Origin of the sequence: Lelliottia sp. AC1 (genome assembly GCF_023278595.1) — a bacterium.
GTDB lineage: Bacteria > Pseudomonadota > Gammaproteobacteria > Enterobacterales > Enterobacteriaceae > Enterobacter > Enterobacter nimipressuralis.
In genome coordinates, this window is the sequence record NZ_CP025699.1 from 2,416,295 (window position 1) to 2,431,718 (window position 15,424).

At 54.3% G+C, this 15,424-nt stretch carries 16 protein-coding genes; 4 read left to right on the forward strand and 12 right to left on the reverse strand.

Features of this window, described 5'->3' with window-relative positions:
• Window positions 1-6: 6 nt before the first annotated feature.
• Both C0560_RS11465 and pgpB read right to left on the reverse strand, forming a co-directional pair.
• On the reverse strand, window positions 7-315 hold the full coding sequence (locus tag C0560_RS11465) for a LapA family protein (protein WP_100779974.1): 309 nt from the start codon (window positions 313-315) through the stop codon (window positions 7-9).
• A gap of 148 nt (window positions 316-463) precedes the next feature.
• A complete protein-coding gene (gene pgpB / locus C0560_RS11470) occupies window positions 464-1,231 on the reverse strand; it encodes a phosphatidylglycerophosphatase B (protein ID WP_248858575.1) in 768 nt (255 codons plus the stop codon).
• Between the two features lie 195 nt (window positions 1,232-1,426).
• Here pgpB and ribA point away from each other — a divergent pair, with 195 nt between their 5' ends.
• Entirely contained in the window at window positions 1,427-2,017 is a 591-nt protein-coding gene (gene ribA / locus C0560_RS11475; RefSeq protein WP_100779972.1) for a GTP cyclohydrolase II, read from the forward strand.
• Window positions 2,018-2,051: 34 nt separating this feature from the next.
• Here the strand turns inward: ribA and acnA are convergent, their stop codons facing one another.
• From acnA to topA, 6 genes are all read right to left on the reverse strand, one after another.
• On the reverse strand, window positions 2,052-4,727 hold the full coding sequence (gene acnA / locus C0560_RS11480; protein ID WP_248858576.1) for an aconitate hydratase AcnA: 2,676 nt from the start codon (window positions 4,725-4,727) through the stop codon (window positions 2,052-2,054).
• A 164-nt stretch (window positions 4,728-4,891) separates the two neighbouring features.
• Window positions 4,892-4,990, reverse strand: a complete 99-nt coding sequence (gene ymiC / locus C0560_RS11485) for a small membrane protein YmiC (RefSeq protein ID WP_331251887.1) — start codon at window positions 4,988-4,990, stop codon at window positions 4,892-4,894.
• A gap of 133 nt (window positions 4,991-5,123) precedes the next feature.
• Complete coding sequence (locus C0560_RS11490; protein ID WP_164971785.1) at window positions 5,124-5,282, reverse strand: hypothetical protein; 159 nt, start codon at window positions 5,280-5,282, stop codon at window positions 5,124-5,126.
• 14 nt (window positions 5,283-5,296) lie between these two features.
• Window positions 5,297-5,437 (reverse strand): YmiA family putative membrane protein, encoded by a 141-nt coding sequence (locus C0560_RS11495; protein ID WP_248858577.1) that lies wholly within the window; start codon window positions 5,435-5,437, stop codon window positions 5,297-5,299.
• Between the two features lie 336 nt (window positions 5,438-5,773).
• Window positions 5,774-6,748 (reverse strand): HTH-type transcriptional regulator CysB, encoded by a 975-nt coding sequence (cysB, locus tag C0560_RS11500; protein ID WP_095282217.1) that lies wholly within the window; start codon window positions 6,746-6,748, stop codon window positions 5,774-5,776.
• A gap of 184 nt (window positions 6,749-6,932) precedes the next feature.
• The gene (topA, locus tag C0560_RS11505; RefSeq protein WP_100779969.1) at window positions 6,933-9,530 is read right to left on the reverse strand and encodes a type I DNA topoisomerase; all 2,598 of its coding nucleotides are present in this window, start codon (window positions 9,528-9,530) and stop codon (window positions 6,933-6,935) included.
• Window positions 9,531-9,929: 399 nt separating this feature from the next.
• Between topA and C0560_RS11510 the strand changes: the two genes are divergently transcribed.
• Window positions 9,930-10,181: a YciN family protein gene (locus tag C0560_RS11510; protein ID WP_100779968.1), complete on the forward strand. Its 252-nt coding sequence runs from the start codon at window positions 9,930-9,932 to the stop codon at window positions 10,179-10,181.
• 34 nt (window positions 10,182-10,215) lie between these two features.
• Here C0560_RS11510 and sohB read toward each other — a convergent pair whose 3' ends face one another.
• Entirely contained in the window at window positions 10,216-11,259 is a 1,044-nt protein-coding gene (gene sohB / locus C0560_RS11515; RefSeq protein ID WP_248858578.1) for a protease SohB, read from the reverse strand.
• A gap of 254 nt (window positions 11,260-11,513) precedes the next feature.
• On the opposite strand from sohB, the gene C0560_RS11520 reads away from it, so the two are divergent.
• The gene (locus C0560_RS11520; RefSeq protein ID WP_231275723.1) at window positions 11,514-12,275 is read left to right on the forward strand and encodes a YciK family oxidoreductase; all 762 of its coding nucleotides are present in this window, start codon (window positions 11,514-11,516) and stop codon (window positions 12,273-12,275) included.
• Window positions 12,272-12,862 carry a cob(I)yrinic acid a,c-diamide adenosyltransferase gene (gene cobO, locus C0560_RS11525; protein WP_100779965.1) on the forward strand — a complete coding sequence of 197 codons (591 nt, stop codon included), beginning with the start codon at window positions 12,272-12,274 and terminating at the stop codon, window positions 12,860-12,862. The genes C0560_RS11520 and cobO overlap by 4 nt, the downstream gene beginning before the upstream one ends.
• Window positions 12,863-12,895: 33 nt before the next feature.
• Here the strand turns inward: cobO and rluB are convergent, their stop codons facing one another.
• The 3 genes from rluB to rnm form a co-directional block, all read right to left on the reverse strand.
• Complete coding sequence (gene rluB / locus C0560_RS11530) at window positions 12,896-13,771, reverse strand: 23S rRNA pseudouridine(2605) synthase RluB (RefSeq protein ID WP_100779964.1); 876 nt, start codon at window positions 13,769-13,771, stop codon at window positions 12,896-12,898.
• Window positions 13,772-13,870: 99 nt separating this feature from the next.
• On the reverse strand, window positions 13,871-14,491 hold the full coding sequence (locus C0560_RS11535) for an L-threonylcarbamoyladenylate synthase (protein WP_095282224.1): 621 nt from the start codon (window positions 14,489-14,491) through the stop codon (window positions 13,871-13,873).
• A complete protein-coding gene (gene rnm, locus C0560_RS11540; RefSeq protein ID WP_248858579.1) occupies window positions 14,488-15,372 on the reverse strand; it encodes an RNase AM in 885 nt (294 codons plus the stop codon). The genes C0560_RS11535 and rnm overlap by 4 nt, the downstream gene beginning before the upstream one ends.
• Between the last annotated feature and the right edge of the window lie 52 nt (window positions 15,373-15,424).

The following is a 15,424-nucleotide window of genomic DNA, read 5'->3' on the forward strand; positions in this document are numbered from 1 at the left end:
ATTCGTTTATTCCTTCACGACCGGCACACCAGTATTTACCGGCACGTCGCTCACAGGCGCAATTTGATTTTCAAGACGTTTGATTTTACGTTCGGCGCGCGCCAGAGAAACACGAACTTTCAGCCAGAACAGGCCACAAACCAGCCAGCCGATGATAAACCCCGCGGCGAATAAAACAGCAAGCAAGCTCGATACGCGATACTCGCCCTGCGCCAGCAGGTAGTTGAATGTCACCAGTTGATCGTTTTGCGCACCCAGCGTGACCGAAATAACAAAAATCGCTAACACCAGTAAGAATATGAGTAGATATTTCACATGACGTCCCGTTATGTGGTTTAAGCGAATAAAGTCTGTTCAACTCGCCGCAATCAGCCTTATAAACTACCATTTTAGCCGCAAGCGCGAAACGGAAAAAGTGATAGGGTCCATGATGATTTGTGGGCTAAACGGCGAATTTCAACCATCAGCCCTCTTCATGCTCTCTTTGCGCGATCTCTTTGTTCTCTTCCGGCGGTGGCGTCAGTGGTCCACAGAGCCGTTGCGCAAGCCAGGTCGCGAACGTCACCAGCAGCCATGAGATAAGCGTTGCCACCACCAGATCCCGCGGCCAGTGCATCCCCAGCAGCAGACGGCTGCCCATTACGCCCGTCGCCCAGACCAGTAAAATCGCAATGGTCACGGTACGACGACGCGGCCAGAGTAAACCGACGGCTAACAGCGCCCAGCTGGCCGCAAACATGGTATGCCCGGATGGGAACGCGAAACCGGTCTCTTTTTGCCAGTGTTTGCGTAAAAATTTCGGAATTTCCTGCGCTTCAGCCAGCTGATCTTTCACCAGATGCCCGCGCTCTTTACGCTTTAAATTGTAGAAGGTATCTACCGGAATATGATGCGTTTTTTCAAGCCAGACCACAAAGGGGCGCGGCTCCTGGACGTGATCTTTGACCCAGGACTTAATCCCCTGGCCAACGACGATTGCCCCACCCAGAATGACAAACAGCATGATCGCCGGACGCAGCCGAAAACGCAGGCACCATAAAAACCACGCACAGAGGATCCCGTGGGTAATGATCCCCCACGGCTGGGTAACGGTTTCCGTCAGCCAGTACAGCGCTTTCAGCCACGCGCTGTTATGTCCCGGTTGCCAGGCCCAGCCCGAAATCCATACCGCGACGGGCATAATGAGTAAAATGGCGGCACCGGCAGCCGTGCGGCGGGCAATTGAAAGCATGTTCTCTCCTTTTTCGCTAAGCTCAACAATCATAACTGAATTTATCGCAATTCGTGAAAATGTCGGATTGTGCGTTTAACGTCCGTATAGTATGCCCTCAGCTAGGTGAACGCCGTCGGCTTGTGGCAAAATAGCGAGATACTAAAGCCGAAGGGCGACTGACACGAAACGTGTCAGCATACTCTGGAGAATCACATGCAGCTTAAACGCGTGGCAGAAGCCAATCTGCCAACCCCATGGGGCGATTTCCTGATGGTGGGTTTTGAAGAATTGGCAACCGGACAGGACCACGTCGCACTGGTGTTTGGCGACATTTCAGGGCAAACACCGGTACTGGCTCGTGTCCATTCCGAGTGTCTGACGGGTGATGCCTTGTTCAGCCTGCGCTGTGATTGCGGTTTCCAGCTCGAAGCGGCGCTTTCTCATATCGCCGAAGAAGGCCGTGGCGTGCTGCTCTACCATCGCCAGGAAGGTCGTAACATTGGTCTGCTGAATAAAATCCGCGCCTATGCGCTACAGGATCAGGGCTACGATACCGTCGAAGCCAACCATCAGCTCGGCTTTGCCGCTGATGAACGCGATTTCACCCTGTGTGCGGATATGTTCAAACTGCTGGGCGTGGATGAAGTGCGTCTGCTGACGAACAACCCGCGCAAAGTGGAGATCCTTACCGAAGCCGGGATCAATATCGTGGAACGAGTGCCGCTGATTGTGGGCCGTAACCCGAAAAATGCGCATTACCTCGATACCAAAGCCGCGAAGATGGGTCATCTTCTCAGCGAGTAAAAAATCTGGCCCGGCTTACGCCGGGCCAGTGCCGTTAGTTCAGCATATTACGAATCACATAGTGCAGAATGCCGTCATTCTGGTAGTAGGTCAGTTCCGTCGCCGTGTCGATACGACAGCGGCAATCGAGCACTTCGGTTTTACCGTCCGCGCGTGTGAGCTGTACCGGAACGGTCGCCCCCGGTTTCAGGTTCTGCAGATCGCGAACATCAATCCGCTCTTCCCCCGTTAATCCCAGCGTTTTACGCGTCACGCCCTGCGGGAACTCCAGTGGCAGGATCCCCATCCCAATCAGATTCGAGCGGTGAATACGTTCGAAGGATTCCGAAATCACCACCCGCACGCCCAGCAGACGCGGCCCTTTCGCTGCCCAGTCACGGCTTGAGCCAGAGCCATACTCTTTACCGGCAATGACCGCCAGCGGCGTGCCTTCCTTCTGATATTTCATCGCTGCATCGTAGATCGACACAACTTCGCTACCAGGAAGATGGCGCGTCATTCCGCCCTCAACACCCGGCACCATTTCGTTGCGGATACGGATGTTGGCGAACGTACCGCGCATCATCACTTCGTGGTTGCCGCGACGGGAGCCGTAGGAGTTAAAGTCGCGACGCTCAACGCCACGCCCCTGCAGGTAACGCCCTGCCGGGCTGTCGGGTTTAATACTGCCCGCCGGAGAGATGTGGTCGGTGGTGACGGAGTCCCCCAGCATCGCCAGAATGCGCGCGCCCTGGATGTCGACCAGCGGTTTCGGCTGGGCTTCCATGTCATCGAAGAATGGCGACAGTCGGATATAGGTGGAATCACTCTGCCAGCCGTAGGTGTCAGACCGTTCCACTTCGATGGTTTTCCACTCCGGCGTACCTTCAAACACCTCGGCATACTCCTTGCGGAACATCTCGGTGGAAACCTGCTCCACGGCGCGGGCAATTTCTTGCGCCGACGGCCAGATATCTTTCAGATACACTGGCTCGCCTTTCCGATCGTGGCCGAGAGGATCGCTGGCCAGATTAATGTTCATGTTGCCTGCCAGAGCGTAGGCGACCACCAGCGGCGGAGAGGCCAGCCAGTTGGTTTTCACCAAAGGATGAATACGGCCTTCAAAGTTACGATTACCCGAAAGCACGGCACCCACCGTGAGATCGCCCTGCTTGATCGCCTGCTCGATGGGGTCCGGTAGCGGTCCTGAGTTACCGATACAGGTCGTGCATCCATATCCCACCAGGTTAAAGCCCAGCTCGTCGAGGTATGGCGTCAGTTTGGCTTTCGCCAGATAGTCCGAAACTACTTTCGACCCCGGCGCTAACGACGCTTTGACCCACGGCTGACGTTTAAGCCCAATCGTTACTGCTTTTTTCGCCAGCAGACCCGCCGCCATCAGCACGCTCGGGTTGGAGGTATTGGTACAGGAGGTAATGGCCGCAATGACCACTGCACCGTCAGGCAGCTGATACTGATGCCCGTTCATAACATAATCGACCGGGTGACGGTCTTTTTGCGCGTTATTAAGTTCCAGCTCGTTACTGGCGGCAAAGGCTTTCGGCACGTTTTGCAGCGCGACGCGATCCTGCGGGCGTTTTGGCCCAGCAAGGCTCGCCTCGACTTCATTCATGTCCAGTTCAAGCGTGCTGGTGAAGACCGGCTCATCGCCCGTATTGCGCCACATCCCCTGTGCTTTGGCATAGGCCTCGACCAGCGCCACCTGCTCGTCGCTACGCCCGCTCAGGCGCATATATTCCAGCGTCACGCCATCGATTGGGAAGAAGCCGCACGTCGCGCCGTATTCAGGTGCCATGTTGGCGATGGTCGCACGATCGGCCAGCGGTAGAGAGTCCAGACCGTCGCCGTAGAATTCAACAAACTTGCCGACCACGCCATGTTTACGCAGCATCTGGGTGACGGTCAGCACCAGGTCTGTGGCGGTAATCCCTTCGCGCAACTTGCCCAGCAGCTTAAAGCCCACCACATCCGGGATCAGCATCGAGACGGGCTGTCCAAGCATCGCGGCTTCGGCTTCAATGCCGCCGACACCCCACCCCAGAACCCCAAGTCCGTTGATCATCGTGGTGTGCGAGTCGGTCCCGACCAGCGTATCGGGATAAGCGATCCACTCTTTGTCCTGCAGCTCACTCCACACCGCTTTACCCAGATATTCCAGGTTCACCTGATGGCAAATCCCGGTGCCGGGCGGTACGACGCTGAAACGGCTAAAGGCCTGCTGGCCCCATTTCAAAAATACATAGCGTTCGTGGTTGCGCTCCATCTCCAGACGCACGTTCTCTTCGAAAGCGTAGTCATCGCCAAAATGGTCAACGGTGACGGAGTGGTCAATCACCAGATCGACGGGAGAAAGCGGGTTCACTTTGGCGGTATCGCCGCCGAGACGTTTAACGGCTTCGCGCATCGCCGCCAGATCCACCACTGCCGGTACGCCGGTGAAGTCCTGCATCAATACCCTCGCCGGACGATAGGCGATTTCACGGTCGGCGTGGGCGTTTTTCAGCCACCCCGCCAGCGCGTGGATATCATCGGCAGTGACAGACTCGTCATCCTGCCAGCGTAAGAGATTTTCCAGTAAAACTTTCAGTGACTTGGGTAAGCGCGCGATGTCCCCAAGTGTCCTGGCGGCCAGCGGCAAGCTGTAGTAGTGATAGGTCTTATTCTCGGCTTGCAACGTGTCCTTACTGGCTTCGCGTAGGGTTAACGACATAAGCTCCTCCTTAATGACAGGGATACCCCGACAATCATCGGGGCTGTAATTAAAGATAACACAAAGATGTCGTAACGTTTTGATAACAACCCGAATTGATAAATCGGGATTATCGATGAAGAGAGATGAAAACAAAAAACCTCGCCGGAGCGAGGTTTTACTATTTAGTTTAAGGCCAGCCAGATTAGCTGCGCCCAGAACAGGACGGATACGGTAAAAGCCCCCATCCAGGACCAGTATTTCATGTTTTGTAGGGTATTCATCATCTGACACCAGGCTTTATATTTCTGTGGTAACTTGGGGTACTCCCCGTTCTTTATTGCTGATGTGTATTTATTAAAGAGTACAAAAGTACTCGGTTCTCACCTGATATTCGCAGGCTAACCGTATTATCAATTATTGTTTTTTGGGTTCGTCTTCTGCGAACGTATCAATAAAGGCTTGCTGCTGTGCGGAGAGCTTCCAGGATGCCGGAACGACCGTTACAGGCTCTTTACGTGCTTTATGGCCGTTGTCACCTGGCTGACACATCTTTTTAACCGGTTCAGTACGCATGTGAACTGCCATCGCTATCCCCAATATTTCCAGACCAGTAACGCTACCACCACCCAGAACAGGGCGGAGCCAAGAAATACCGCCAGCCAGGCTTTACGCTTAAGCGCTGGGTCCCTTTGCGGATCTACACTTCCTGACGGCATTGCTAACCTCATACAATCGACTTCGCTTATCATTTCGATACCAAACAATCGGTACAAGTAATCATGAGTTGAGATAAATCCTAAAGAAACTTTAGTCGAAAAGCCAGTGAATTTACGATCGTTTCCAGGGAATTAATTAATCTTTTGACCAGAAATAAATAATTGAAACGAGGAATTTGCGTAGCGGGAATTTACTTTCTACTTTTGTCGCAAATTTGCGACAGTTTAACCCTAAACTTATAACGTTTATGCGGTTATATGCGGCAGAGAATGGGGATGATGATAATTCTAATTTAGCTTTAAGACATTATTTCGGTATCTTTCCGGAAGGAAAGATACCGGGTGTGATTATTTTTCCGGAAGCTTAATGTCCTGGAACATCGCTTCAATATCTTCATTCGACCGTAACGCTACCGCGGTATCCACCACATCACGGGTTAAGTGTGGCGCGAAGCGTTGAATGAAATCATACATATAGCTGCGCAGGAAGGTGCTGCGGCGGAAACCGATTTTGGTGGTGCTGTGGCTAAAGACATCATGGGCGTCAAGGCGTACCAGATCCGGGTCAGAGACCGGGTCTACGGCCATACTCGCAATCACCCCCACGCCTAATCCCAGACGCACATAAGTCTTGATAACATCGGCGTCGGTGGCGGTGAAGACGATGCGCGGCGTCAGCCCTGCACGATTAAACGCGGTGTCGAGCTCAGAACGTCCGGTAAAGCCGAAGGTGTAAGTCACCAGCGGGTACTGTGCCAGCTCTTCAATAGTGACCGATCCCTTTCCTGCCAGCGGATGTTCCGGCGTCACCACAATCGAACGATTCCAGTGGTAGCAAGGCAACATCACCAGATCGTCATAGAGGTGCAGCGCTTCGGTTGCAATAGCAAAGTCGGCATTACCTTTTGAGACCGCTTCCGCGATTTGCGTAGGCGAGCCCTGATGCATATGCAGCGAGACGCGCGGGTAACGCTCGATAAAGCCCTTAATCACCCCTGGCAGCGCGTAACGTGCCTGCGTATGGGTGGTGGCGATATAAAGCGAGCCTTTATCGGGCCAGGTGTGTTCACCGGCAACGGATTTAATTGCATCAACCTTCGACAACACTTCGCGGGCGATACGAATAATCTCCTGACCGGCCGGAGTGACCTGCGTCAGATGCTTACCGCTGCGGGCAAAAATCTGAATACCCAGTTCATCTTCCAGCATACGCACCTGCTTACTGATGCCGGGCTGAGACGTATAAAGACCTTCTGCGGTCGAAGAGACGTTAAGGTTGTGGTTGACCACCTCAACGATATAACGAAGCTGTTGTAGTTTCATGCCTGACCATCCGATTTAGCGCACAGGGATAATCGCTTAAGACGATTTAATAATAAGAAAGGGGTTAACTATAACCACTATATCATTTATAGCCCGAGTGTATAGTACGGAACAAAAAATAATAACGACCAATAAAAAAGGGCCGGAAGTCCGGCCCTTTCAGGTAAGTCACAGGAAGAAAAGATTATTTCTTACCTTCAACCCATTTACCATCCACGAAGAATGCAGACCAGCCGGTCGCTTTACCCTCTTTCTCGGCAGCGACGTACTGCTGCTTCGTTTTACGGCTAAAGCGGACAACGGTCTTATTGCCTTCCGGATCCTGCTGCGGCGCATCGGCCAGATAACGCAGTTTCTCTGGCAGACGGTCGCGGAAGCGGTACAGCTCTTCCACCAGCGGCGCACGGGTTTCACGCGATTTCGGGAAGGTGTTGGCGGCGAGGAACACGCCCGCAGCACCGTCACGCAGCACGAAGTATGCGTCAGACTTTTCACACGGCAGTTCTGGCAACGGAACCGGATCTTCCTTAGGAGGAGCCACTTCGCCGTTACGCAGGATCTTACGCGTGTTCTTACATTCGTCGTTGGTACACGCCATGTACTTACCGAAACGCCCCATTTTCAGGTGCATTTCAGAACCACACTTCTCGCACTCCACAATCGGGCCGTCATAGCCTTTGATGCGGAACTCGCCCTCTTCGATTTCGTAACCATCGCAGGTCGGGTTGTTACCGCAGACATGCAATTTACGCTTCGGATCGATCAGGTAGCTGTCCATCGCCGTACCGCACTTCTGGCAACGGCGTTTCGCACGCAGCGCGTTGGTTTCTGCATCGTCACCTTCCAGCACGTTGAGAACTTCGTTCTCAGGCACCAGGTTGATGGTGGTTTTGCAGCGCTCTTTCGGCGTTAAGGCATAGCCAGAACAGCCGAGGAACACGCCGGTAGTCGCGGTACGGATACCCATTTGGCGGCTACAGGTCGGGCATTCGATGCTGGTCAGGACCATCTGGTTCGGCTGCATTCCGCCCTCTTCTGGCGCTTTTTCAGCTTTCTCCAGTTGTTGGGTGAAATCGCCGAAGAAGCTGTCGAGCACCTTCTTCCATTCAGCTTGATGGTTAGCCACCTGGTCGAGGCGGTCTTCCATCTGCGCGGTGAAATCGTAGTTCATCAGCTCGCGGAAGTTATCTTCCAGACGATCTGTCACGATCTCACCCATTTTTTCAGCGTAGAAACGACGGTTCTCAGCGCGAACGTAGCCACGATCCTGAATGGTCGAGATGATCGACGCATAGGTGGACGGGCGGCCGATACCGCGTTTTTCCAGCTCTTTCACCAGTGACGCTTCACTGAAACGCGCAGGCGGCTTGGTGAAGTGCTGGGCCGGGATCAGTTCCGTCAGCGAAAGCTCATCGCCCTTGTTCACCGCTGGCAGCGTACGATCTTCATCACCTTTACGCAGTGCTGGCATGACTTTCGTCCAGCCGTCAAAGCGCAGGATACGGCCGCGCGCTTTCAGACGGAAATCGCCTGCGCCTACGGTCAGTGTTGTAGAGTCGTATTTCGCCGGGTTCATCTGGCAGGCCACGAACTGACGCCAGATCAGCTGATACAGCTTCTGGGCATCGGTTTCCATGTCTTTCAGGGCTTCGGATTCGACAGCCACATCGGACGGACGGATCGCTTCGTGCGCTTCCTGAGAGTTTTCTTTGCTCGCATACTGGATAGCGCTTTCCGGCAGGTATTTCTTGCCGAAATTATCGCTAATGTAGTCGCGCACCATGCTTACGGCGTCCTGGCTCAGGTTCGTTGAGTCGGTACGCATATAAGTGATGTAACCCGCTTCATACAAGCGCTGCGCCATCATCATGGTTTTCTTCACGCCAAAGCCCAGACGCGTACTGGCCGCCTGCTGGAGCGTGGAGGTAATGAAAGGCGCGCCCGGTTTGCTGCTCGTCGGTTTGTCTTCACGATCCAGCACCTGGTAACGGGCTTTTTCCAGCAGCGCAACCGCCGCCATAGTTTGATCGCGATTAACCGGACGGAACGGTTTGTCTTTTTCGTGGGTCACCTGCAGCGGCAGTGCATCACCGCCTGGCGTTGCAACATTCGCGTCGATTTCCCAGAACTCTTCCGGCACAAACGCTTTGATTTCGCGCTCACGCTCGACGACCAGACGCACCGCTACGGACTGAACACGTCCAGCGGAAAGGCCACGCGCGATTTTCTTCCACAGCAGTGGCGAAACCATGTAGCCCACCACGCGGTCCATAAAACGACGCGCCTGTTGAGCGTTTACACGATCGATATTCAGTTCGCCCGGCTTTTCAAACGCCTGACGAATCGCATTCTTTGTAATCTCGTTAAACACGACACGGCTGTATCGTGATTCATCACCACCAATGATTTCCCGCAGGTGCCATGCAATGGCTTCCCCTTCGCGGTCAAGGTCGGTTGCGAGATAGATGTGGTCAGCTTTTTCGGCGAGCTGCTTCAGCTCATTAACGACTTTCTCTTTGCCGGGCAGCACTTCGTACTGTGCTTCCCACTCGTGCCAGGGATCGACACCCATACGGTTGACGAGCGCGCTACGTTCATCCTTTTTAGGCTTCTTAGCCCCTTTGGTGGAGGTAGAGTCTGCGCTCTTTTTACTGGCTGAGCCACTGGTCGGCAAATCGCGGATGTGACCAACACTGGATTTAACCACATAGTCATTACCCAGATACTTATTGATCGTTTTGGCTTTTGCCGGGGACTCAACGATGACGAGAGCTTTACCCATATTCACCTTTACCTAATTTAATTCTTCCAGGAATACGCCGCATGTTGATTTCCCTTCCGCTGGCGACGCGTTGTTGATATTGCGACGACGCCAGGGGATATCAACCCCTTTCTTCCTACCGGACAACAGCAGAACCTGTCCAGGTGATTGAGTTATCGGGCATTTCACTCTTATCAAAATGACTATGCGACGAGCTTTCGGTCGAATGTCAAGCAATTCTGTTGCCAGAATGACGAAAGCGCACACTCTACCTGATAAAATCTGTTACGCAACTTTATTAGCATGCAAAAGCAAATCGTGCCAGCTTTGCGCCAGGCACGTAGCCCCGCGAAAAACAGGGAAAATTTGCCCAGGGTGCGCGTCCGGCGTAGACTATTGCCACTGTTTAAGGAGTGGAATATGCAGCAAAATACCCAACCTATCGATCGTGAGACTTTGCTTGTCGAAGCCAACAAACTGATTCGTGAACACGAAGATACCCTGGCCGGTATCGAAGCCACCGGCGTTGAGCAACGTAACGGCGTGCTGGTGTTCAGCGGCGAATACTATCTCGATGAGCAAGGGTTACCCACCCCTAAGAGCACGGCGGTATTTAACATGTTTAAATACCTGGCCCATGCGCTCTCAGAGAAATATCACCTGGTCGATTAACGCGAAACGCGAGGCAAATGCCTCGCGTTTTTGTTTACAGCAGCGGTTTTTGTCCGCGTTGTAGCCAACGCAACAGCAAGCGGTCCGCGCTCTCGGCGGCGCTGTTTGTGAAGCGGTCGAGCATTCTCTTACGTTGAGTATAGCGTACGCCCACTAGCTCACGGCCCTCCATCAGGCTCAACAGCAGGTCATCGCTGGTACCCACTTCATCTACCAGCCCTTTTTCCTGCGCCTGAAGGCCATACCAGTGTTCACCGGTCGCTACCTGCTCGATGTCCAGCGACGGACGCATCCGTTTAACGAAGTCCTTAAACAGATGATGCGTTTCGTTGAGATCTTCACGGAATTTCTGTCGGCCCTCTTCCGTGTTCTCGCCCAGCAAGGTCAGGGTGCGCTTATACTGCCCGGCGGTGTGCAGCTCGATGTCGATCTCTTTATTTTTTAGAAAACGATTAAAGTTAGGGATCTGCGCCACCACCCCGATCGAGCCGAGAATAGCGAAGGGCGCGGCTACGATCTTATCGGCCACACAGGCCATCATATAGCCACCGCTGGCTGCGACTTTATCCACTGCAACCGTCAGCGGAATCTGTTTTTCACGCAGGCGCTGGAGCTGTGAGGCGGCCAGACCGTAGCCATGCACCACTCCACCGGGGCTTTCGAGGCGCAGAACGACCTGGTCCAGAGGTTTTGCGACCGCCAGTACCGCCGTGACCTCTTCGCGAAGTGAAGTAACTTCATGGGCATCCATACTGCCTTTAAAATCCAGCACATAGACCCGTGGTTTCGTTGTTTCCTGATGATCCTGTTTCGCCTTCACTTTTGCCGCTTTGGCTTCAAGCTTTAGCTTTTTCTTTTGCGCCTTATGCCACTGTTTCTGCTGATGTCCATCCAGCAGCGCCACCGACATGTCTTCCTGCATCTCCTTATACTGCTCGCTTAAGCGGGTAATGCGCAGTTCACCACGCTGACGCTTACGCTGCGTCAGGTTCACGATCAGCACTGCAATCACCGCTATAGCGATCACCACCGTCGCGATTTTGGCCAAAAACAGACCGTACTCAGAAAGTAATTCCACGTGTTCCACCTTGATTTAACCACGAATCTTTCACGACCAGTGTACAACAGCCTTTGCCAGGCGTCTCGCATACGACAATACCGTTGCGAGGCGCTTTCCAGAATGTCTTCTTGTGGCTGAAATCGTTGCAAATTGTTAATTCAGAAGCCTTCTCTCCTGTAGACTGATTGAAATCACCCGCCGTTTCGGGCATAAAGCCAAAAAGTGAAAGAAAAGCAGGCGCCGCAGGCCCGTCATGCGCCACAGGAGTATTCGTGCACTATCAACCACAAAAAGATCTACTGCAAAACCGCATCATCCTGGTGACCGGTGCCAGCGACGGCATTGGCCGTGAAGCGGCACTCACCTACTCCCGCCACGGCGCGCAGGTGGTGCTACTCGGTCGGAATGAAGAAAAGCTGCGCCGCGTGGCGCAAGAGATTAGTGACGCCAGCGGAGAGACGCCGCGCTGGTATATCCTCGATTTACTGACCTGTACGCCGGACTCCTGCGCGGAGCTTGCACAGCGTATCGCCGCGCACTACCCGCGCCTGGACGGTGTGCTGCACAATGCCGGTCTGCTCGGAGAAGTGCGTCCGATGGATGAGCAGGACCCGCAGATCTGGCAGCAGGTGATGCAGGTTAACGTTAACGGCACCTTTTTCCTCACCCAGGCGCTGCTTCCTTTATTACTCAAATCTGAATCCGGATCGCTGATCTTTACCTCGTCCAGCGTCGGGCGTCAGGGGCGAGCCAACTGGGGCGCTTACGCCGCGTCTAAGTTTGCCACCGAAGGGATGATGCAGGTGCTGGCCGAGGAGTATCAGACCCGCCATCTGCGCGTCAACTGCATTAATCCAGGCGGCACGCGCACGGGCATGCGCGCCAGCGCGTTCCCCACGGAAGATCCGCAAAAGCTCAAAACCCCCGCCGAGATTATGCCGCTCTATCTTTGGCTGATGGGCGACGACAGCCGCCGTAAAACCGGTATGACATTTGATGCCCAGCCGGGCCGTAAGCCAGGGATTTCGCAATGAGTGAAGAACGCCATCAGCAGCGCCAGCAGCGTCTGAAAGAACAGGTCGATGCCCGAGTCGCCGCCGCGCAGGAAGAACGCGGCATTGTTATTGTGTTTACCGGCAACGGAAAAGGCAAAACCACGGCAGCCTTTGGCACCGCCACCCGCGCTGTCGGCCACGGTCAGAAAGTGGGTGTGATTCAGTTTATCAAAGGCGAATGGCCAAACGGTGAGCGTAATCTGCTGGAGCCGCACGGCGTTGAATTTCAGGTCATGGCGACCGGTTTTACCTGGGACACGCAAAACCGTGAAAGCGACACCGCCGCCTGCCTCGCCGTGTGGGAACACGCAAAACGGATGCTGGCCGATCCGACGCTGAATATGGTCCTGCTGGATGAGATTACCTACATGGTGGCGTATGACTATCTGCCCCTGGAAGAGGTGCTGGACGCGTTGAAAAATCGCCCTGTCCACCAGACGGTCATTGTGACCGGACGTGGCTGCCATCGGGATATTCTGGAGCTGGCCGATACGGTCAGCGAACTGCGCCCGGTCAAACATGCGTTTGACGCTGGAATAAAAGCGCAAATTGGTATCGACTACTAGAAAAGAAAAACCCGGCAGCCGCCGGGTTTATTTTTAGCCGTTATTGTTACGGCTGCCAGAGCGGCGAGAGGTGCTCACCTGGCTGTGGCGTTTCACCGCGCGACGAATCTGATTCGCTTTCACGCGACGACGGTCTTTTTCAACCGCCACTTTGGTCGTGGTTTCTGGCTGCAGTTCCACCAGTTCACGCAGGTAGTTAGTCTGGGTCAAATCCAGCTCGGTGTAACCACCGCGCGGAATCCCCTTCGGCAGCAGAATGTCACCGTAGCGCACGCGAATCAGACGACTCACCTGCACACCAACCGCTTCCCACAGACGACGAACCTCACGGTTACGACCTTCCGTCAGCGTGACGTTATACCACTGGTTGATCCCTTCACCACCGGTGAATTTAATGGTTTTGAACGCTGCAGGACCATCTTCAAGCTGAACGCCGCGCGACAGGTCACGCAGTTTATTTTCATCAACCTGGCCGAATACACGCACAGCGTATTCACGTTCCACTTCACGGCTTGGGTGCATCAGGCGGTTAGCCAGTTCACCGTCGGTGGTGAACAGCAGCAGACCGCAGGTGTTCACATCCAGACGGCCTACCGCAATCCAGCGCGCACCGCGCAGTTTTGGCAGACGGTCAAAGACGGTTGGGCGGCCTTCCGGGTCGTTACGTGTACACAGCTCGCCTTCCGGCTTGTAGTAAGCCAGCACGCGGCAAATCTGTTCAGCAGACTCTTTCACGGAGATCACATGACCGTCGAGACGGATCTTCATCCCCGGAACGACTTCAACGCGGTCACCCAGCTTGGCAATTTTGCCGTCAACGCTGACGCGACCCGCTTCGATAATCGTTTCGATTTCACGGCGTGAACCGTGGCCAGCACGCGCCAGCACTTTCTGTAATTTTTCGCTCATTGAGCATCCTTCAGGTGTCGCCTTCACAGGCGTCGAATTAGGGTCAAAATAGCGGTCTACCGCTGTTTTGATGGCCGCGTAGTATAGCCGCTTATACCTTTACAAGAAAGGCTTTACGTCACCCACGCCTTCACGAATCACTTCTGGTGCATCTTCCGTCAAATCAACGACCGTCGTCGGCTGCTGGCCGAGGTAGCCACCGTGAATAATCAGGTCTACCTGTTTCTCCAGACGGTCTTTGATCTCCTCCGGGTCGGACTCGGTGAAATCGCTGCCCGGCAGCATCAGAGAGGTCGACAGCATCGGTTCGCCGAGGGTCTCAAGCAGCATTTGCGCAATCGGGTTCGACGGCACGCGCATCCCGATCGTTTTGCGTTTTTCCTGCAACAGACGGCGCGGCACTTCCTTGGTCCCTTTCAGAATGAAAGTATAGTTGCCCGGCGTGTTATTTTTGATTAAACGGAAGGCGACGTTGTCCACGTAGGCGTAGGTCGAAATTTCCGAAAGATCGCGGCACATCAGGGTAAAGTTATGCCCGTCTGGCAGATGACGGATGCGGCAAATACGCTCCATCGCCCCTTTGTCTTCGATTTTGCAGCCCAGCGCATAGCCGGAATCGGTCGGATAAACAATCACACCGCCCTTGCGAACGATCTCAACCGCCTGATTGATCAGGCGCGCCTGCGGGTTATCCGGGTGAATATAGAAAAATTGACTCATGCTTCCCTCTCTTCAATATGTTGCTGCGGCTGCTCCCAAAGTGCCCAGACGGGTTCCACGCCTGCGGGTAACCAGAGCTTACGCCCCAGCTCAATCCATGCACAAGGCTGATGAAAATCAGAGCCTTGCGACGCAAGCAGACCATACTGACGCGCATAGGTCGCCAGCTGACTACGCTCATTGGGTGCCTGCTGGCACTGGGAAACTTCCATCGCTTCTCCACCCTGTTCGGCGAAGTACGCCAGCAGTCTTTTCAGCCACTTAGCCGAAAGGTTATACCGCCCTGGATGGGCCAGCACCGCCTTGCCGCCAGAATGATGAATGACATCAATAGCTTGTTTTATTGTACACCACTGTGGCGGAACGTAACCGGTTTTACCGCGTGCCAGATATTTTTTGAAGACATCGGCAAAGTTATTCGCTTTACCCGCTTCGACCAGAAAACGGGCGAAGTGGCCGCGCGTCACAGCGCCGCCGTTAGCAAGGCGTCGTGCCCCTTCCAGCGCGCCGGGAATCTGCGCTTTCTCCAGCCGCTCGCCAATCAGTTCCGCGCGTTGATTGCGGCGCGCTTTCTGCTCTTCGAGGAACGCACACAGGGCCGGGTGTTCGATATCAATATTCAGGCCGACAATATGAATTTCGTGATTTTCCCAGACCGTGGAGATTTCTACGCCGGATACCAGCGTCAAGGGCAGCGCGCTGCGGGCAATCTCCGCGCGTGCCGCCGGAATGGCGTCCGTGGTGTCGTGATCGGTTATTGCCAGCGTACCTACACGCATTTCTACCGCGCGGTGAACCAGCGCTTCGGGCGTCAGCAGGCCATCAGAGGCCTGGGTGTGGCTGTGTAAATCATAAATCACGGCGTATTTTGTCTCGCTCAAAGCGGTTTCCATCACAGGTTTATCGTATAACAGAGGGCTATGATAACGGCTT